Annotated in this window: 21 protein-coding genes and 1 pseudogene; 4 read left to right on the top strand and 18 right to left on the bottom strand. The window is 42.8% G+C overall.

The genetic code is table 11. The features are described 5' to 3' along the window. From LRQ06_RS20545 to htpX, 8 genes are all read right to left on the bottom strand, one after another. Window positions 1-570 (bottom strand): chalcone isomerase family protein, encoded by a 570-nt coding sequence (locus LRQ06_RS20545; RefSeq protein WP_232768895.1) that lies wholly within the window; start codon window positions 568-570, stop codon window positions 1-3. Continuing rightward, complete coding sequence (locus tag LRQ06_RS20540) at window positions 539-1,039, bottom strand: DUF2878 domain-containing protein (RefSeq protein WP_232768894.1); 501 nt, start codon at window positions 1,037-1,039, stop codon at window positions 539-541. The genes LRQ06_RS20545 and LRQ06_RS20540 overlap by 32 nt, the downstream gene beginning before the upstream one ends. Then, the gene (locus LRQ06_RS20535; protein WP_232768893.1) at window positions 1,036-2,286 is read right to left on the bottom strand and encodes an SAM-dependent methyltransferase; all 1,251 of its coding nucleotides are present in this window, start codon (window positions 2,284-2,286) and stop codon (window positions 1,036-1,038) included. The genes LRQ06_RS20540 and LRQ06_RS20535 overlap by 4 nt, the downstream gene beginning before the upstream one ends. Window positions 2,287-2,313: 27 nt before the next feature. After that, window positions 2,314-3,066 (bottom strand): DUF1365 domain-containing protein, encoded by a 753-nt coding sequence (locus LRQ06_RS20530; protein ID WP_232768892.1) that lies wholly within the window; start codon window positions 3,064-3,066, stop codon window positions 2,314-2,316. Continuing rightward, window positions 3,066-4,358 (bottom strand): NAD(P)/FAD-dependent oxidoreductase, encoded by a 1,293-nt coding sequence (locus tag LRQ06_RS20525; protein WP_232768891.1) that lies wholly within the window; start codon window positions 4,356-4,358, stop codon window positions 3,066-3,068. Before LRQ06_RS20525 ends, LRQ06_RS20530 begins: the two co-directional genes overlap by 1 nt. Window positions 4,359-4,367: 9 nt before the next feature. Next, window positions 4,368-5,093, bottom strand: a complete 726-nt coding sequence (locus LRQ06_RS20520; RefSeq protein ID WP_232768890.1) for an SDR family NAD(P)-dependent oxidoreductase — start codon at window positions 5,091-5,093, stop codon at window positions 4,368-4,370. Then, entirely contained in the window at window positions 5,090-5,509 is a 420-nt protein-coding gene (locus LRQ06_RS20515; protein WP_232768889.1) for a nuclear transport factor 2 family protein, read from the bottom strand. The genes LRQ06_RS20520 and LRQ06_RS20515 overlap by 4 nt, the downstream gene beginning before the upstream one ends. A 150-nt stretch (window positions 5,510-5,659) precedes the next feature. Continuing rightward, a complete protein-coding gene (gene htpX, locus LRQ06_RS20510) occupies window positions 5,660-6,523 on the bottom strand; it encodes a protease HtpX (protein WP_232768888.1) in 864 nt (287 codons plus the stop codon). 411 nt (window positions 6,524-6,934) lie between these two features. Here htpX and LRQ06_RS20505 point away from each other — a divergent pair. Together LRQ06_RS20505 and LRQ06_RS20500 are read left to right on the top strand one after the other, a co-directional pair. Further along, a pseudogene (locus LRQ06_RS20505) lies at window positions 6,935-7,045 on the top strand (GNAT family N-acetyltransferase); the annotation flags it as partial. Window positions 7,046-7,156: 111 nt separating this feature from the next. Further along, a complete protein-coding gene (locus LRQ06_RS20500) occupies window positions 7,157-7,732 on the top strand; it encodes a GNAT family N-acetyltransferase (RefSeq protein ID WP_232768887.1) in 576 nt (191 codons plus the stop codon). Window positions 7,733-7,852: 120 nt separating this feature from the next. Here the strand turns inward: LRQ06_RS20500 and LRQ06_RS20495 are convergent, their stop codons facing one another. After that, window positions 7,853-8,776 (bottom strand): IS1595 family transposase, encoded by a 924-nt coding sequence (locus tag LRQ06_RS20495; protein WP_232766161.1) that lies wholly within the window; start codon window positions 8,774-8,776, stop codon window positions 7,853-7,855. Window positions 8,777-8,870: 94 nt separating this feature from the next. Between LRQ06_RS20495 and LRQ06_RS20490 the strand changes: the two genes are divergently transcribed. Further along, entirely contained in the window at window positions 8,871-9,281 is a 411-nt protein-coding gene (locus LRQ06_RS20490; RefSeq protein ID WP_232769029.1) for a LexA family protein, read from the top strand. 2 nt (window positions 9,282-9,283) lie between these two features. Next, window positions 9,284-10,540: a Y-family DNA polymerase gene (locus LRQ06_RS20485; protein WP_232769028.1), complete on the top strand. Its 1,257-nt coding sequence runs from the start codon at window positions 9,284-9,286 to the stop codon at window positions 10,538-10,540. A 6-nt stretch (window positions 10,541-10,546) separates the two neighbouring features. Here LRQ06_RS20485 and LRQ06_RS20480 read toward each other — a convergent pair whose 3' ends face one another. The 9 genes from LRQ06_RS20480 to LRQ06_RS20440 all read right to left on the bottom strand — a co-directional run bounded on the left by LRQ06_RS20480 (window position 10,547) and on the right by LRQ06_RS20440 (window position 20,084). Beyond that, entirely contained in the window at window positions 10,547-11,527 is a 981-nt protein-coding gene (locus tag LRQ06_RS20480; protein WP_232768886.1) for a LacI family DNA-binding transcriptional regulator, read from the bottom strand. After that, window positions 11,517-12,263, bottom strand: coding sequence for a copper homeostasis protein CutC (locus LRQ06_RS20475; protein WP_232768885.1), 747 nt, complete (start codon window positions 12,261-12,263; stop codon window positions 11,517-11,519). The genes LRQ06_RS20480 and LRQ06_RS20475 overlap by 11 nt, the downstream gene beginning before the upstream one ends. Window positions 12,264-12,284: 21 nt before the next feature. Continuing rightward, entirely contained in the window at window positions 12,285-13,199 is a 915-nt protein-coding gene (locus LRQ06_RS20470) for a glycosylasparaginase (protein WP_232768884.1), read from the bottom strand. Window positions 13,200-13,253: 54 nt separating this feature from the next. Then, window positions 13,254-14,342, bottom strand: coding sequence for an ABC transporter ATP-binding protein (locus tag LRQ06_RS20465; RefSeq protein ID WP_232768883.1), 1,089 nt, complete (start codon window positions 14,340-14,342; stop codon window positions 13,254-13,256). After that, window positions 14,342-15,718: a M17 family metallopeptidase gene (locus LRQ06_RS20460; RefSeq protein ID WP_232768882.1), complete on the bottom strand. Its 1,377-nt coding sequence runs from the start codon at window positions 15,716-15,718 to the stop codon at window positions 14,342-14,344. The genes LRQ06_RS20465 and LRQ06_RS20460 overlap by 1 nt, the downstream gene beginning before the upstream one ends. A 2-nt stretch (window positions 15,719-15,720) precedes the next feature. Continuing rightward, complete coding sequence (locus LRQ06_RS20455) at window positions 15,721-16,599, bottom strand: carbohydrate ABC transporter permease (protein ID WP_232768881.1); 879 nt, start codon at window positions 16,597-16,599, stop codon at window positions 15,721-15,723. Further along, entirely contained in the window at window positions 16,599-17,378 is a 780-nt protein-coding gene (locus LRQ06_RS20450; RefSeq protein ID WP_232768880.1) for a carbohydrate ABC transporter permease, read from the bottom strand. Before LRQ06_RS20450 ends, LRQ06_RS20455 begins: the two co-directional genes overlap by 1 nt. Before the next feature lie 244 nt (window positions 17,379-17,622). Then, entirely contained in the window at window positions 17,623-18,882 is a 1,260-nt protein-coding gene (locus tag LRQ06_RS20445; protein ID WP_232768879.1) for an ABC transporter substrate-binding protein, read from the bottom strand. Between the two features lie 284 nt (window positions 18,883-19,166). Continuing rightward, on the bottom strand, window positions 19,167-20,084 hold the full coding sequence (locus LRQ06_RS20440) for a LysR substrate-binding domain-containing protein (RefSeq protein ID WP_232768878.1): 918 nt from the start codon (window positions 20,082-20,084) through the stop codon (window positions 19,167-19,169). Window positions 20,085-20,172 lie beyond the last annotated feature (88 nt).

Genomic DNA, 20,172 nt, shown 5'->3' with positions numbered 1-20,172 from the left:
CTATTTTTCTCCAAATAGCTGTTGTCGCTGGGCCGGATACTCTGTTTTCTCCCCTAGCCAGATGGATAAAAATGCATCTGAAAATGCCGGGCTGAAAGATTGACCGATCTTTACCCAGTCAGGAGAGTGAACCGGTTTAAAATAAAAGTAGCCTCTTTTATCAAGTACCACGAAGGCAAGACTGTCACCTTCAGTGACGTCCGGATAAATAGACGATAACTGTTCCAGCCATCTATCCAGCTGATCATGAGTATAATTTTGCTGCTCCCACTGATCTTTTGTCGCTTCTACCAGTTTTTCTCCTTTAATATCGCGTTGATACCGGATTACAAGTGCCAGGTTTTGTTCTGATAAGGGCTTTTCCGGTACCACTTCCTCAGACTGAAACCGCAACGAAGAGGAATAAATATCCCAAAAAAGATACGAAAATTCCGCTTCGCCCTGTTTTGTCCATTGTTGCCAGAAAAAGTCTTCTCTGGACAGGCAGACCGTTGAAAAAAACAACAAGGAAAGAGAAAGCAACTGGCTTCTTAATCCGCTATTTTTTGGCATAAATTGTGACCATCGCATAGGTTACTCCTACCCATTCAATAAACAGAATGACCGATGTAAGTTCCGTAGATAACGGAAATACAACCGACTCCAGTTGACATGCAGCGTTGTAACTTAATACCCCGCCAACACCACCAAGTAAAAGTAACCCTATACGTGGCAGAGAAAACAAATGCTCAATAATCTGACTGGCATAAACAGAAAAGCTAAGCCAAAGCAAAACCAGCCAGAACGGAATAAAATTCGAATGCCCCGTAAACCGGTATAATCCAAAACCATAATTAACACTGTCGAGCAACACCCCCAATACGCTCAGGCTGAAACAAAAATAAAATTGCTTTTTACTCCTGAGAAAAATAACGGTAATAATGACCATCCACATTACGAAGGTAATCCACTGCACATCCTCCGGATACAACACCAAAGCGAGCCAAACCGCCTGAAACAATACCGATGCCGCCCAGATGTTCAATTTAACCCATTTCATTTTTGTTTTTCGAAAGTCAGTTGAACCGTACTGATCGCTTTGGCTAAAAATCCTCCTTCACAATAACAAAGATAATAACGCCACATCCGGATAAACCGCTGATCATAACCAAGCTGTTCAACCTGCTCTATTTTGGATTCAAACTCTTTCCGCCAATGATTTAAAGTACGCGCATAATCCAGACCGATGTCTTTAACACTCCTTAGATTCAACCGGCTATAGTGCGTCGTTGACTGTAGCAGGGCATTCAGTGATGGAAGAAAACCGCCGGGGAAAATGTACTTCTGAATAAAATCTACGTTTTGTGAATAGCTTTGATAACGCTGATCTGAAATGGTAATCGCCTGAATCGCCATTTTCCCTTCAGGTTTAATTAAATCATTACATTTTGTAATAAAATCATTCAGATACTCTTTACCTACCGCCTCGACCATTTCGATTGAAACCAGTTTGTCATACCGGCCTTCCAGTTCCCGGTAATCTTTCCTGAGCAGCGTAATTTGGTTTTCCAATCCCAGAAATTGGATTTTTTTCTGCGCATAATGAAATTGCTGATCAGAAATCGTGGTGGTCGTAACCCGGCAACCATAGCGGCTGGCCATATAAATGGCCATTCCACCCCACCCGGTACCTATCTCCAACACATGGTCACCGGAATTCAGTTCCAGTTCCTGACATAGCCGATCCATCTTACTCAGTTGAGCCTCTGCTAAGTCATCATTACCAAGTTCAAATAACGCGCTGGAATACAGCATTCGTTCATCCAGAAAAAGCCGGTAGAAGTCATTGCCTAAATCGTAATGAGAATGGATATTTTCCTTTGACTGGCGCAAAGAATTTTTATTTAACCAATGTCGGAATTTATAAACCATTCCGGTAAAAAAAGCGGTTTTCGCTTCAATCAAGTCTACCGATTCCTGATTCAACGCCATCACTTTCATTAATCCCGTTAAATCCGGGCTATCCCACTCCCCGTCCATATAAGCTTCTGCTGCGGCAATACTGCCACCACTTAACACCCGCTGATAAACACTCATATCATGAATCGTAATCATTGCTTCAGCATGACCTTTCTCTTCGTAGCGACCGAAATGATGCTGAGAACCGTGTCCCGGATCACCAAACTTTTCATCAACAATCAGATGTCCGGTATCAAGCTTTGATAAACATTTAAAAATAATGCTTCGGGCCAGTTTCGCTCTTCGTGATAATTCTTGTCTTCGGCCAATGGTACCGGATTTCAACATTGTGTATTCCTCCTGACTTCATAGCAGTTATCTGGCATCCTTTTCAGGATGATCATAAACAGGGGTGCCTTTCTTCCAGAGAACAAAGGCATGCCAGTAGATTCCCAGTAACATTTTTAATGTCTGAACCGGAGTCCGTATCAATAACCGGTTCAGATTTTGATTGGTAAACGGGACCGATTTCATTGTCAGTGTGGCATCAAACTCTTTCACGTCCCGGTGGCACTCAATATGAACAGAAAGGGACTTGCCCAATGGCTTTAACCGCCACTGATAACATTGGTCGACGGGATTGAACGGAGATACATGGAATGCTTTCTCACAGGTCATCTCCTCGCAACCGGCTCTGAGTACATAATAATGCCGCTCATTCCAGGGAGTATTACTCACTTCCGCAACCAAGCTATTCCAATGTTCCTGTGCGTCGTAAACATAATAAAAATTGACCGGGCTGAAATAGAAATCCAGATAACGAAGATGAATCACTGCCATAACTTTACAGTCATCTTTTTTCAGTGATTGCTCTGTTAACTTATTCACAGTATCGATTACCGCAGACTTCGTATCCGGCCCCCGGTCTCTGAAATAGTCGGTATGTTTAAAACGAGCCCAGTGCCACCAGTGAGTCCCGAACAGAGTCACCTGTGAAGAAAGTCGGGCTATTTCATCCAGATTAATACAAACCATAAAAACCGGGTAAGTCAGCTCATGTTGTGTCGGCACATACCGCCGGTGACGTATGATCCCGGTTAACAGGCGACTGGTAAAATCCGTATCCATTATGCCTCCTTCGGAGAGTGAAGCTCCGATGCTGCCATTTGCTTAATCTGCCGGACAACATCTAAAGCACTTCTAACACCATCTTCATGAAATCCGTTATACCAGTAAGCCCCACAAAACCAGGTACGGAAACGGCCATCAATATCATGCTTTCTGGCCTGAGCTTTTATGGTTTCCGGGGTAAACACCGGATGATGATAGACAAACCGGCGAATCACACTCTTAGGATCAATATCGCCGTCACTGTTTAAACTTACGCAGTATGTCTGCTCAGAGTTCAGTCCCTGAAGAATGTTCATGTTGTACGTTAATGTCGGCTTACCGAAAGAATTATCGGTCTGGGACTCACTAATCCAGTAGTTCCAGGCTGCCCATGCACGTTTTCTCTCCGGCAATAACCGGATATCCCGGTGCAGTGTGACCTGATTTGCCTGATATTTTATTCCGGACAGTACGTCCTGCTCGTCATCTGAAGGATCGTTTATCATTTTCAGCGCCTGATCACTGTGACAGGCTAAAATGACATGATCGTATACGGCAGTCTGCTGTGCCGTTTCTACTTCAACGCCATGCGAATTACGTTTGATGCCGGTAACTGGTGTTTTAAGATAGATAGAATCTTTAAACCGTTGAGTCAGAGGCCCGATATAGGATTTTGAACCACCATTGACAACAAACCACTGAGGCCGGTTCACCAGATCCAGCAAGCCATGATTTGAAAAAAAACGCAAAAAGAAAAAGAGTGGAATTTGCCGCATATCCGCCACCGTCGATGACCAGATAGCAGCTCCCATAGGGAGAATATAATTATGACAAAAATAATCACTGAATTTATATTCTCCTAAAAATTCTCCCAGCGTTTTACCGATGGTCAGCTCATTGCTTTGGCGGTACTGTTTTTTAGCCAGATAGTTAAACTTCGTAATCTCATATAGAAACCGGTAAAAAACCGGATTCAGTAAATTTCGTTTCTGGGCAAAAAGCGTCGCCAATGTATGGCCGTTATATTCCAGATCGCACGAGTCATTACGAACACTAAAGCTCATCTCGGTCGGTTTCCCTTCCACATTCAACTCTTTAAGTAAGCGGATAAAATTTGGATACGTTTTGTCGTTGTACACGATAAACCCGGTATCGATAGCCAGCGTTTCATCTTCTGTTTCAACATCAATCGTCGCTGTATGGCCGCCAATATAATCATTCGCTTCATAGACAGTGACATCGTGCTGCTGACTAAGATAGTAAGCAGCGGTTAACCCGGATATACCACTCCCAATCACGGCTATTTTCATTATCACTCCTTAGCTCTGTACAAAACGGTTGACGACACTGCGTTGCCATTCAAACGGCAACAGCCCTATCAGGCGGATTATCCATGTGAACCGTCTCGGGAAATAAATGTAAGCCTGCTTAAATTCAATCCCTCTGATAATAGACCGGCTGGCCTGCTCAACCGGAATGCGCATCGGCATCGGAAATGAGTTTCTATCCGTTAGCGGTGTCTGTACAAAGCCTGGCATAATAAAAGAAAACACCAGTCCCCGATCTTTCCAGTCTTGCTGTAACGAACGGAACAGATAGTGTAGTGCGGCTTTCGATGCACCATATGCAGCAGCCCGGGGCAACCCGAGCACGCTGGCAATAGAACCGGTCATAACCAGATGATGTCCGGGTTTCAGAACAGACTGTATCGCTTCCAGACAATGAACCGTCCCCATAAAATTGGCATCCATAACCTGTCTTATAACGTCCGATTTCAGAATTCCGTCATCGACGTACTGGCAATCGCCGGCATTCAGAATCCAGATATCAGGGATAACAGAAAGAGAATCTATTGCCTGAGTTACCTGCTCACGGTCTGTAGTATCAAAAAGGCACATCTGCATATTTTCAAACTGTTCGGTCAGCTTTGATAACTTATCCCTGCTTCGTCCGCACGCCACCACCCAATGACCTTTTCGTGCATAATCGACAGCAAGTTGCCGTCCGATTCCAGAGCTTGCTCCTGTGATAAAAATCGTTTTCACGTGGCTAACCTCTTTTTGATAAAGTGGATGGCAGAACCAAGCAAAGGGAGGTGCTCATAAATCATCTGCCCCATATCGAAGTAGTCCCGGTGATAAATAACCTGCCCATCAAGAAACTTAAGGTGACTGGTTCCGTCAACACAGACAGCCTGCCCGCGATTGATTCGTGGATGAATAAATGTCATTGTCCAGGTGACATATCCGAGCGAACCGCTCTGGCATACATCCCCGATATCGAAACGGCACTCAGAGACATTGGAAAACATTTCAGAAAAATAAGTCAGCAGCGACGGAAGACCACACACCTTATGAACGGGATCCTCAAATACCACATCCTCATGATATACCGTTTTCAGAACCTCCAGATTGGAGCCGTCGAGTTCGTTGTATGCCTTTGTAAACGTTTCAACATCCATGGATACTCCATAGTTGTACAAAATTTTATTTTGTAAACATAGTACAAAAAAACGAACCTCACAAATTTAAACCTGCATTAATTTCCGAATAAAAAAAGCCCGCTATGCAGCGGGCCCCGGTGAGTATAAACAGTAATATTTATGTGATTACTATAAGTTTTTCAATGCATTAATTCGTTTATCTAATGGCGGATGGCTCATTAACAGTTCACTTAAAGTACGCTTACCATTAATTCCAAAAGCCATCATAGAACCATCCAGCTGAGATTCATGACTCGATTTCAGCCGTTCCAGTGCGGCAATCATCTTCTGTTTTCCGACCAACTGAGCAGCACCGGCATCAGCATGATATTCACGAACACGGCTGTACCACATCGTAATAAAACTTGCCAGTATGCCAAAAACAATTTCCAGAACCATTGACACAGCGAAATACACCAGTGTATTCGAACTTTCCCCTTCATCGGAATCCCGGGACGAGACAACCGAAGCAATAATTCTCGATAAGAAAATAACAAACGTATTCAGAACCCCCTGCAGAAGGGTCATGGTCACCATATCGCCATTTGCGATATGGCTCACCTCATGCGCTAACACGGCTTCGGCTTCATCTCTTGTCATGTTATGCAACAGTCCGCTTGACACTGCGACCAGCGAATCGTTTTTCTTAGCACCGGTAGCAAACGCATTGATATCGGGCGCATCATAAATTGCGACCGTGGGCATACCTACTCCCACTTTCTGGCTCTGACGTTTTACCGTTTCCAGTAACCAGTGCTCGGTTTCATTCCGTGGATTACTGATGATCACCCCACCGACCGACCGCAAGGCAATCGACTTCGACATCATCAGTGAAATAAGAGAACCACCAAAACCAAACACCGCCGCCATCACCAACAGACCGGAGATTCCCCCCGGATTAATACCGGTAACCGCAAAAACAATATTGAGCACGATGCTCAACACAAAAATAACCGCCAGGTTGGTAATTAAAAATAACACCACTCGTTTCATTGTGTACTCTCCAATAGAGGACGATATAAACCTGTATATCAACAGATTAACTCTGATAGCTGATATATATAGTCATCGATCTTTAAAACAAGGTTAAGCAATAAATTGAAACATTTGATTTCAGATCCACAAACACACCGGTCTTCCTTTCCCGTTATCCCGGGTAAATTTATTTCACACTCCATCCAGATAAAGATAACTCAAAATATTTGTTGATACGTACAACAAAGTTGCACAGCGATTGTTTTCATTTTATTATTGTTGATACTATCAACTAAAAAACAAAAAATATGATGCTCTCAGTACAACAAATACGGAGTGAGCTTCGCTACTTAGTCCGTGAATTAGGCTTACTTGATAAAAACTGTCTGAATTCGGGTCTGTCACTGATGCAGGCTCACCTCCTGACCTATCTGCAAAAAAAACGGCTCAACTTCTTTTTCTGAACTGTGTAACCAACTCAGTGTTGAAAAAGCATCATTAAGCCGGACCATCCACTCGCTGTCAGAGAAAAACTACGTCGCCACAATCCGGATAGCAGATGATAAACGACAAAAATATTTTTCGCTGACTCCGGAAGGTACAGAAAGGCTGCACGAAGCCGACTCTTCCGCTAACACCGAGCTGTCTCTGTTGCTAAAATTACTAAAAAAAGAAGAAATTCAAAACGTTATTGATGGTCTCAGAACACTGAGATTAAGTGCATTTCGGAAAAATGCCGTTCAGAATAAAGCCAGAGTTCAGATTGAGTCACTGAAAACCACGTATAAAGATGAAATTAATCATCTGATCAAAGACATCTTTTCCGGTGAACAAAATATTCCTCCTCACTTAGTGCCGTTATCCGCCGATATTCCCCAAAAATGGTGGATAGCCCGATCAGGAGAGTACATTCTGGGAGCCGTCGCGTGCTGGAAAGAAAACGAAACATGGCACTGGGGTCGTTTTGTGGTTGATGACCGGTTCAGAGGTCTGGGAATCGGTAAATCTCTGGCCCGCCACTCGTTAAATCAAATGTGGCAGGAAACTGACGAATTACAAATCGATGCCCGGGATACCACGGTCGGAATCCTGCAGAATTTAGGCGGAGAAATCCTTGGAGAAAAAATGGATTTTTACGGTATGCCGGTCACGCCAATGCGAATGACACAGCAACAGTTCCGCGGTGCCGGAGAACCGGAAGAATTAATCATCCCGATCACTCAGTAAACGCCCCTTATCCTGTGTCTGAAGTACAAAGCACGAAGATTCCGGACCCCATACCTTGACCATGACATCGTTTGTATTAGAATAACTGTATATGTATGGCTCTGATCCATTTGTGTGTGGTTATAAAGCCAAAACTACCCAACTTTCATTTTGTTCTGCACATTCCATTTGTCTAAACCAAGTTAAATAATTGTCCAGATAAGCTGTTCCAACCCCTCGAAACTGTGCTAACCATGCTTTCCAACGCATCGTCCAGTTATTGAGTGTTTGGATATGGTATATCCCTTCAATTACCCTCTTCTTATCCAGTGTAATTAGGCGTTTGTGGTCTATCTCAAATGGTAAATCTTCTATGATACTTTTATAGCTGATATTACCGTCGGTACAAAGTACGCTTTGTGGTGTTAGAACTGGTATTAATGCTTGTTTTAATTGTTCTTTTGTATCACGTTCTAATACTTGATGAGTAACTACGCCCGTTCGATCTAATGCTAGAAATATTGGTACTTTGGGGACGTCTCCACCACCACGCTTGCGTGGCTCTCGAAGCATTTTCTTAGAGCCTTTGAATGACTCATTAATAAAGGTTTCATCTGCCTCAATGATCCCATGCAGCTCGGAGGGCTTATGTTTACAAGGCGCAGCTAATAAACGATGACGCCATAGCCATGCGGTTTTGACATTAACACCCAGTTCTTTTGCTGCCCCCCGAAGTTTAGTGGTTAACCACATACCTTCAGAATATTGATGCCATTTCCCCTGCATTCTCAGTCTCGCCAATGGAGTGCCAGTTAATGAATTAAACGTGCGAGAACACCCCTTACATTTATAACGTTGCTGACCTCGTGCTGTGGTTCCATGCTTAGTAAATTCAGGACTTCCACAATATGGACAATGTGATATATGCTCTTCTTTGTCAGCAATAGCTTTACCAACTTGGTTGCTGGAAATCAGAGATTCGATTTTGTGTCGTAATCGTTTAAGTTGGGGGAAGTTGAGTGTATTAATTTCTTCAGTTAGTTCATTAAACTCTTCTGTATTCATAATGAACGCTCGTTGGTTTGAATACTTGTTATAAGTATAGTCAAACAACACACAAATGGATCAGAGCCATATGTATACAGTTATTCTAATATCTATGAACGTGATTCCTATCTTTGCCAGTGCCGGTATCACCGGCTTTGAAAGTCCGGCCGGTGAATATACCCAGCTAAGAATAAACCTTGACGAACTGCTCATCGAACATCCCAGCGCAACCTTCATTGGTCAGGCATCCGGTGAATCAATGCAGGGAATAGGAATATTTGATGGTGACCTGTTAATTGTCGATCGTCACGTGTCCGTACAAAATCAGGATGTTATCGTGGCAAATTATAATGGTGAGTTTGTCTGTAAAATGATCGACCTGACACACCGTCTACTTTTGTCAGCCAATGAAGCCATGCCCCCGGTGCGTATCGGATGTCAGGACATCTTTTCCATTGAAGGTGTTGTCATCCGCTCCATCCGCTGTCACCGATCCAGCTATTTGATTTCTTCCGGTGTGTAATGATGTTTGCTCTCGTTGATGCAAATTCCTTTTATTGCGGTGCCGAACAGGTATTCCGGCCTGACTGGCGCGGTAAACCCGTTATCGTATTATCAAACAATGACGGGATAGTGGTAGCGGCTAACCGTCAGGCAAAAGAAGCCGGCATCCCTAAATTTAAACCCTACTTCGAAGTAAAAGAAATGTGCGATCTTAAAGGCGTTATCGCACTTTCTTCAAACTATGAGCTTTACTCGGACTTATCTGCGAAAATGATGGATGTCATCGGACGCTTTGCTCCAGACCAGCATATCTATTCTATTGACGAATCTTTTCTTTCCTTCCATCGCTGTTTCCCTGCCATTCAAAACTTACTCACACATGGCTTAACATTACGGCAAACCGTATGGAAAGAATGCCGGCTGGCCGTTTGTGTCGGTATCGGACCAACGCTAACACTGGCAAAAGTAGCCAGCCATATTGCCAAAAAAAATCAGCAACACCACGGTGTATACGTCATCGAAAAAGAACGGCAATACCTGAAAATATTAAAACAGCTGGAAGTGAGCGAAGTATGGGGGATCGGCCGGCGCACGTCTGCCAGCCTGAAAATCATGGGCGTGAACAATGCCTATGACTTAGCCTGTTACTCTCCTGAAAAAGCCAAAAAAGAGTTTAATATTGAAGTTGAAAGGACAATACGGGAATTAAACGGCATCCCCTGCAAAGGATGGGATACCCCCCGTTCCGATAAAAAACAGATCTATTCAACCCGGAGTGTCGGCCGGCGTATTACCGAACTGGAATCATTGCAACAGGCACTGGCTAAACATGCCGGTATTGCAGCCAGAAAAGCACGAAATCAGCACTCATTATGCCGCGTTATGCTCTGTTTTGCATCGAACTCTTCCTATGATGCAAGACCACAAAGTTCCCGGATACTTCATCATTTCCCCTACCCGACTGACGATTCTATTCAGATCGTCAAAGCCGCCACCGAAGCCGCCGGAAAACTGTTTAAACCCGGAGTACACTACTACAAAATCGGCGTGGGTCTGATCGACCTGCTAAATGGCCGACACGAACAGTTCGATTTATTCAACCCGGCACCTGCGGATAACCGGTTAATGTCCGTGCTGGATTCGTTAAATGGCCGCTATGGAAACGATACGGTTTTTCTGGCCGCTCAGGGTACCGAACAGAAATGGAGTATGAGAAGAGACATGCTGACTCCGCAGTACACAACCCGCTGGCAGGATATACCGAAAATCAAATGCTAACGCCTTCTAACGAAAATAAAATTCTGAATCAACGGATAAATGCCTTGCCTCTCCGTTTTCAAACTTTTCGGTTTTCAATAATTGAATGATTAAGTCAATAAATTCTTGTTTAGAATAGCCGATGGTCGAAAAGAAATAGCTTCTAATTTGTGAAAAGAACGTATTATCAAAGCCATATATCGCTTGCCTTTCAACCACATCCCTATATTGTTCCCTACAATAATCAACTGCCGCCATCGCCATCGCGTCTGAAGTACAAAATATCCCTAGGTTTTGGATATCAAGCGTATGATTTGAGAGATATGCTAACGCTGACTCGTATGAGTAATCACAATAGGCCAAAAGCTCAATATCTATACCGTATTTTGCCATTGACTGCTGATAGCTGAGCACGCGCTGTTTTTCAGTAATAGATGTCTTTCGACCACACAATAACACCGCTCTTTTGATACTTCGCTCGTAAGCATTGATGATTGCCTGCTCAATACCAAGTGCTTCATTGATTGTCACCGAAAGTCCGGCATCTGCTTTTTTGCCATTGAGCATAATTACTTTGTCAGTATAAAAAAGATGAGGAGCCTCTTCCGGCTCAATCAGATCGGAAAAGATAAGTGCTGCATCAACCCGGTGAACAAAAGGACTTCTCTTTATATCGGCGATATCCTTCTCTGATCGCAGACGGACAAATAATGTTTGTTTCCCGATACTTTGTATCGATTGAATAAGAAGATCAAACAGAGCCAGATCACTGATATCTGAAATATGGTTGACAACAATTGCGATCATCCCTGTAGATTGATTAATTAAGCTTTGGGCAAAAGGATTAGCTACATAACCCAGTTGAGCCGCAGCCTCCGTTACCCGGGCCTTTTTGTCAGCGGCTATTGGTCTGTTTTTCCCTGATAGTGCTCTGGATGCGACTGATTTTGACACACCAGCTAACTTAGCCACATCCTCTAAAGTAGGTACGGAAGAGTTACTTTTCATTTAGCTTTGCCACTATATTCCGAATAATCTGAATGTCAGTAATATCTCTATTAGTATCACTTGACGCATTGGTTCCCATCGAAACTTTATTATTCATCGTCAACATCTTACTGGGATGAGTAATCTTAGCAGACAGATGAATTTCTCTAGCACCAGTAGCATCAATAATGGCTTTTGCATTGTGTTGATTAACACCACATCCAGGCATTACCGATATTCGACCGTTAGCTTGCCCGACTAAAGACGTTAAGTTATCGATGCCTTCAAAAGCAGCAGAACGACCTCCGGAAGTAAGGACTCTTTCGCATCCCAGGTCGATCAATTGCTCTAAGGCGGGACTGGCAGAGTTCACCAAATCAAATGCCCGGTGGAAGGTGATACCTAAACCTTTTGCACTGTCGACCCATCGTTTAACAGCTTTTACATCGACGTTAGCATCTTCAGTCAAAGCTCCGATAACTATGCCACTGACACCCGTTTCCCGGAAGAATTGTATTTCATCACACATCATGGCGATCTCATCAGCAGTAAATAGAAAATCACCACTTCTTAGGCGTACCATTGCATACACAGGCACTTCAGAATGCTTTACTGCGTATTGAGTCAGTCCATATGACGGAGAGACCCCGCCAAGCGGAAGTGAACTACAGAGTTCAATCCGGTCAGCCCCACCAACGAGTGCATTGTTTAAAGATTCAATGCTATCAACACAAACTTCAACTAAAACTTTGTTCATTTTCTTATTCATTTAAGCCAGTTACACTCTTTCGGCAATAAGATGCTCCGGAGATCTCATCCCTGTTTTATACACCCAGTATTTAATCTCTTCTTCGCAGCCTATGTTAACAACACGGTAATTGTCATCTTTATCAATTGCATGTATGACGACACCAGCAAGAAATCCGCCTTTCAATGCTTTCAACTCTTCAACAGCCATATCAACAGCTTCATACAATGAGTAACCAAGACGCATAGCCATAACAATTGAGTAAGAAGTATTCGCCCGAATTGTCATCTCTCCGGTATGAGTACAGGCCGCAGCCCCATAACGACTATCAGCATAGAAACCAGCACCGGCAATTGGTGAATCACCTAATCTTCCCGGATATTTCCATGCCCACCCTGAAGTACTTGTCGCTGAGTAGATACTATTACGGCAATCTCTGGTTAGAAAAACCGTTGTATCTCTTACTTTCTCCGGGTCAGTAATCATTGTATTCAGTTTGGCTAATGAACGACCCGACATATCCGGATTCTCTTCGTTAGTGATTTCCTGAAGCTTTTTAAACCAGACGTCTTTCGATTCTTCCATCAATGGGTTTTTGCACTCAAATCCCATTTCGTATGCAAATCTTGTCGCCCCTTCTCCTACTAAGATTTCATGATTAAGCTCTTCCATAACTTTACGGGCGATGCGGGTAACATGAAAATGATCTTTTACCGCACCCACCGCTCCCGTACGCAGATCATCACCATCCATCACTGCGCCGTCAAACTCCATATCTCCTAACAGATTCGGCCAACCGCCAAACCCAACACTTCTCACTGTTGGTTCTGCCTCTACTTTCTCGATCCCACAAATAATGGCATCCAGGCCATTTTCACCAGAGTCCAACATATTGGCCGCATCCTGGATACCCGGCCACGCTTCTGAATTAGAAAGAACAATCATTTTTTATTATCCATTTATCCTGGAAACACCATAAAGATGTAACGTAAGAACACGCTATATGCGCTGTTCTGTATCCATATCGAAAAAGTGAAGTCGCTCAATACCTGGGATCACACGAATGGCTCCACCCACTTCCTGATTATTGTGGGTTCTGAGCATCAAAGATTGTCCTCCAGAAAGAGTCATTGCAATATTACATTCAGCGCCCAGATATTCTACATACGTCGTATCACCGACGAACCCTTGTTGAAAATTGAAATCAACTATCTGTAGATCTTCAGGCCGAATGCCCAGACAAACCTGATGACCAGCATAGATGCCCAGGTTGGGGTACAACGATAACGGAAATTTAAACTGGTGAGATTCGCCAATACTTAACACCACGTTCCCGTTTTCGACAGCAACAGTGACATCGATAAAATTAATCACAGGTGAACCAATAAACCCGGCAACAAACTTATTAATTGGTGTTTCGTACAATGCCTTCGGTGAGCCGATCTGCTGAATAACCCCCTGGTTAAATACAACAACCTTATCACCCATTGTCATTGCTTCAACCTGATCGTGCGTCACGTAAAGTATCGTTGCGTTAATTTCTTTATGCAGTGCGGAGATTTCCTGACGCATTTTGCTGCGAAGTTTCGCATCCAGATTTGACAAAGGCTCATCAAACAAAAACACCTTAGGGCGACGGACAATCGCTCGTCCTAAAGCTACACGTTGCCGTTGTCCGCCTGAAAGTTGACCAGGCTTGTTGTCCAGGAAAGGCGTGAGGTTTAACATATCAGCTATATTACGCACCATAGTATCAATTTTTTGCTTCTCTATCTTTCTGATACGCAGTGCCAGTGCCATGTTTTCATACACAGTCATATGTGGGTAAAGTGCATAACTTTGAAACACCATGGCAATATCACGGTCTTTTGGTAGTTCATCATTCATCTTCTTGTTATCAATGATTAGCTCACCATCAGAGATATCTTCTAAGCCTGCAACCATTCTTAATAATGTAGACTTCCCACAACCTGATGGGCCAAGTAAAATCACAAACTCACCTTGATCAATGTCTACTGTCGCGTTTTTAATTGCTTCGAATCCGTTGGGGTATTCCTTACGAATATTTTTTAATTGAACATAACTCATTACACCTCTCCTTTTACAGACAGAGAGTGACAAATTTCACTAAGCAGTAACGCACCGTAACCAGTCGCCGCTTTGTCATAGATTTTTCTGTGGGGAATGTTGTGAGACATTGCCGCAGAGTCGATATGGACCCAGGCTTGGTTATCACGCACAAAATGGCTTAAGAAAGTCGCCGCGACGCAGGGACTACCATGGGGATCTTCGCTACCATGCTGCAGATCAGCATAATCACTTTTCAGCGGCAAGTTAAACCAACCGCCTATCGGCATAGGCCAGACTCTTTCACCACAGGCCGAACCAGCACTTTTCACCACTTCAACAAAATCATCACTGTTGCTCATCAAAGCCGAGTATCCTTTGCCTAAAGCGATACCAACTCCACCAGTCAAGGTCGCAATATCAAGAAGATAGTCAGGATTATAGGTTTCCTGGGCATAATATAATACGTCCGCCAAGACCATTCGTCCTTCTGCGTCAGTCGAGATAATTTCGACATTTTCTCCAGATAACATGGTAACGACATCACCTGGCTTTAACGCTTTACCCGATGGCATATTTTCTACCAAGCCGCACAAACCAATAACCCGGACAGGTAGCTTTGCCTGGCTTATTGCATACAAAGCCCCGACAACCGACGCAGCTCCTCCCATATCAAACTTCATGGTGCTCATAAATTTAGCGCCCTTGATACTGATACCGCCGGAATCAAAGGTCACGCCTTTACCGATCAAAACGATGGAGGTTGTTGCCCCTTCAGGGTTGTAATCCAACGTCAGTAACTGGCCGTCATGCTCGCTGCCTTGCGCAACACCCATCATTCCACCGAATCCCATAGAGGTAAGCTTCTCACCACCAATAGCGCTTATTTTTATGTCTGGAATTTGCAATTGTTCAACAGCTTTAACAAAAGTCTCGGGGTACAGCTGATTAGCTGGTTTATTCATTAATTCACGGGAATGAGTTTGAGCGATGGCAAGCGTACAACCACGTTTATGGGCATTCTGCAGCTCAACATTCTGCGCCTCTAACCCAACAACATTTATTGTTGGATGTAAAGCATAAGACTGACTGTGCTTGTAGCGATAACCGGCAAGTGACAGACCAAAACTGAGCCACTTCACCCATACTTCAACTGAGTTATCAGTAAACAGATCATCATCAAATAAAAAAGTAAGCTTAGAAAATGAGAATTTACGCGCAACATCAAAACCGATGTCCTGTATATCATCGACCGTGAACTCTCTCTTTTGATATCGAACACTACAACCGCTAATATCATAGTTTTCATCTAGTTCTGATTGAACGCAAGGTTCGATTAGAATTTGCCGTTCTTTTTGAGCATCCAAACCATCCGATGAGTAAATTAACTCTGTCATTTTTACCCCTTTACCGCCCCTTCAGTCAGGCTTTCCATCATTTTTTTAGAGAAAAGAATAAATATGATTAACAGTGGCAGCATTGCTAAGAAGCTACCTGTCATAACCAAATTCCATGGTGTTGAGGTTGCTCCGTTTAGAGAACGAAGTACCAGTGTAATAATTTGCTTATCCGGTGTTTGCAGGGCTATAAGTGGTAACATAAAGTTATTCCATGCTGCCACAATCACCATGATGGCAACGGTCATCAACGGCGCGCGCATCATCGGCAGACCGATGCGGAAAAAAATCTGCAGTTCATTAAGACCATCTACACGAGCGCTATCAAAAATTTCTTTCGGCATTGTAGAAGCGACAAACTGGCGAACCAGAAAGACACCAAAAATATTCACGCCGGCAGGCAACCAAATAGCAGCTAAGGTATTAATTAGCCCGAGTTCTTTTATAATCAGAAAGTAAGGTACTAAGTTAACAACTGCCGGAACCATTAACGTCAACATCAAGGTCGAAAAAATAAAGTTCTTCCCTTTGAATTGATAGATTGCAAATGCGTAACCAGCGGCTGCGGATACCGATACAGAGTTTACTGTAGATAAAGTGGTCACAACTAACGTGTTCCACATCGCCTGGTTAAAAGGTACCTCTTTAGCCAACTCACGATAGTTATTCATAAACTGATCGCCAAAGCTTAGTGACATACCCATAATTGATGCACTGTCTTGTGTCGATAAAAGCGCAGACCAAAAAAATGGGAATATAGATATAAACGCTAATACAGAAACAAATACGTAAATTAATACCTTAGCTGGGTCTGGTTTGCGTTTTTGTGAAGGGACTACCTCGCCTTGATCAGAAGTAAATAAACGATTTGTAGTTTTCATTAATCAAGACCTCGCTTAATACCTTTCTTACCAAAAAATAAAAAGAACAAGGCACTAAATGCAGATATAATTAAAAACAAAATCCATGCGATGGCAGAAGCTGTTCCCATATCACTCCAGTCCCACCCCATCTTATATAAATACAGTGAAACGGTCATACCTGAATTTGCCACACCACCATTCCCGTGGGTCAACATCATCGGCTCTTCAAATAGCTGCATATTGCCAATGAGGGTCATTAATGTGGCAAAGAATATATAAGGAACCAGTAATGGCGCAGTAATAAACTTAAATTTCTGCCATTTGTTTGCACCATCTAAGTCGATAGCTTCATACAGCTCTTTCGAAACAGATGCCATTCCTGTCATATATATCACTGTATTGATTCCAGTAAATTTCCACGTCACCTGATTCGCAATGGTTAAACGAATCCACTCAGCGTCAAAAAAATCGATAGGTAACGTCGCCAGAAACTGATCAAGGTGAAGCTCCTGACCAAGCGAATGGAAACCCGCATTAATTGCCCCAAAAGGAGAAAAAACATTGAACACGACTAAGCTCACGGCAACACTTGATGTTATATAAGGCAAGAATATTGCTGCTTTAAAAAACTCAGATCCTTTGGTTATGACTTTTAGCAAAAAATACGCAAGAGAAATCGCTAATACATGCTGACAAACACCTGAAATAAAGGATATTTTTATTGTATTCCATAATGACAACCAAAATATTTCGTCTGTAATTGCATAATAATAATTTTCCCAGCCAATAAATTTCATTGATGATAATCCTTTAATCGGATTCCATGAATGAAATGACAAAAACGCTGAAAATATAATAGGAAATACGTTAAACGTTAAGTACAGAATTAAAAAAGGGAGCAGCAATATATAAGCCACCCTATGATCATGTAACATCCCTTTAAATAATTTCATAAATTATCCAAACTAATATGGTTTATACGTTCGGCTATTGTGGAGATAAAAACTCAGACAGAATATTCAATACTGCCTGAGTCCCTTTTTATAGCGTACGCATTCTGCGTTTTAGTAGTTTGTTCGCCGCTTCAAGAGTTCTGTCAACATCAGCATTCTGCGCGACGATTTTCTTAATCGCGTCATTCAAGATACTGTTTGCAATGTTATCAACCGGAGAAGCTGAATATGGCTTAATATTTTTCACGATTTCCGTGTAATATTTCATTGAGTGCTGACCACCAAGAATGTCGCTGGGCTGGTCGAAAAACTTATCGGAGTAAACTTCCATACGAGCAGGAAGAGTACCGGCAATTTTAGCGATATCCAAAACATTGTCTTTTTGCATCAGGAACTGAATAAATTTCCAGGCTTCTGATTTATGTTGGCTTTGCTTAGGTATCGCAAACACAGTACCGCCTGCGTTTACGTTGGTGTTATTCGGAATACCGGACACACGCCATAAACCAGATTTAGCACCTTCAGGATCATATTCCTGAAGAATACGGCCTTCTATCCACGGGCCATCAATATCGGCGAATAGCTTCCCTTCACGAAACAACTTGATAAATTTCTGGTCATTTGACGAACCATCAAGTGCTGCAACTAAGCCTTTGTCGTAAAGCTCTTTCACCAGTTTAACCAGACCTTTAATTTCATCAGATGCCAGATTTGGTTCGCCATCTTTCAGATATACAGGTTGACCAGGCTGGCTGTTTGTACCCATGACCAATGGATTAATCAAACTTGTGGCTGCAGGCAATATATACGCACCTTTTTTCTTTTTGATTTGCTCAGCAAAAGCAATGAATGAATCCCAGTTTTTAGTCACATCTTCGATATTTGCACCAACCGAATCGACTAAATCTTTGCGATACACCATAACTACCGGTCCAGTATCAAAAGGAACACCGAAAATATCACCTTGTTTGTTTTCTGATAACGTCAGCATGGATTGGTCAAATACCCAACCGGTATCAGAAATATTGTAAGGAGCAACGGATAAATCTGTCAGGCCACCTGCGTTTACAAAAGAGCCTAATTTAATCGTGCTAATTGATACAACATCCGGTGCACCTTCACCAACAGCAAGTGCCGTTGTTAATTTATCGTGGCAATCTCTGAAACCACAGCTCATGGCGTTGATATCAATATCTGGATTTTGCTTCTCAAACTTTGTCACCATCTTCGCTACATAGTCTTTTGGTAGATAATGTGAGAAAACAATTTCTGTCTTAGCATAAGTAAACTGAGAGGCAAGGAGTGTTGCAAATAAAGTTACGGAACCCGTAATATTTTTGATCTTCATAGTCATCTTCCCTAATGCGATAAAGAATGCGTTTTAAAACCCACTGCAACGCACTCTTTAACAAACTGAAATCGATTTCACTCACAGTGAAATCGATTTCAGTTTTGCATAAAAGGTGGTTAAAAATCAACCCCAAGCCAAAAGTATTTATAGATTTTCACAATGAGTATCACAAGCACGCTGATACCTACAGACTGAGGAAGCTATTCAGAACGTCAAAGTTCAGGACCGTTGGCAGGATATACCGAAAATAAAATGCTCACCCGACATATATCACCGCGTCGTTAGTCATGGGCAAGGCTCAATAATAAATTGATTAGCCAGCTGATTTTAGCGTCTTTTTCTTTAATTTTATGCCAGTAAAGCTTTATCTGAAAATCCGGAATCGCAATCGGCGGTTTGAAACAGACAATGTTCAGAGATTCCGTCAGCGTCCGGGCATATATGTCCGGAAGAGCAAGCAGATAATTGGTCTCTTTCAGCAAATACGGCGCACTCAGAACGCTCGGGAGTGTAATAGCCACTTTTCTTTTTTTGTTCCGTTTTGCAAGCGTATCATCAACGATGCCCTGTTTTTCATTCCAGGGCGTCACCAGAATATGCGGGTATTTTAAAAATGCCTCCAGATTCAGTTTATCCTGCCCTGCCAGCTCTGTGTGGGCACTATCCATTGCGATGCAATATTCACCTTTCAGCCAGACCGCGTTGCCAATCTGGCTGGAATATTCCGCATCATGATCGAATCCGAGAGCAATATCAATATCACCGGATTCAAGCAAATCCGACGGGATTCTCTCTTCCCCCTGAACCAGCCGGATCGTAATATTGGGATAGTGATTCGCTAAGCAGGCACTTAGCTTAGGCATCAGACACCAGGCAATAAAATCCGTCGCCGAAATAACAAAATGATGTGAACCACTGTCAGGATTAAAAGGGACGGATGTCGTCAAACCACCCTGCAACAGATCCAGAGCAGGAGTCACGACGGCAGCCAGCTCTTTCGCTCTTTCTGTCGGAGTCATCCGGTTATTAATCCGGATAAATAACTCATCATCCAGACGTTCACGCAATCTGGCCAGACTGTGGCTGCAGGCCGACTGACTGAGATTCAGTTTCTCAGCGGCAATATTAACGGATTGGGTTTTATATATGAAATAAAAAACCTTAATTAAGTTTAAATCGAGATTCTCAAGTTTAATCATGAATACGATGCAGACAAACCATGCAAACAATGCACTTAAATCATATTACAATGACCGATATACTACCTAAATTCAAGAACAACGGAGA

Source organism: Vibrio salinus (genome assembly GCF_021272385.1).
Lineage (GTDB): Bacteria > Pseudomonadota > Gammaproteobacteria > Enterobacterales > Vibrionaceae > Vibrio > Vibrio salinus.
This window is presented reverse-complemented; position numbering and strand designations above follow the sequence as displayed.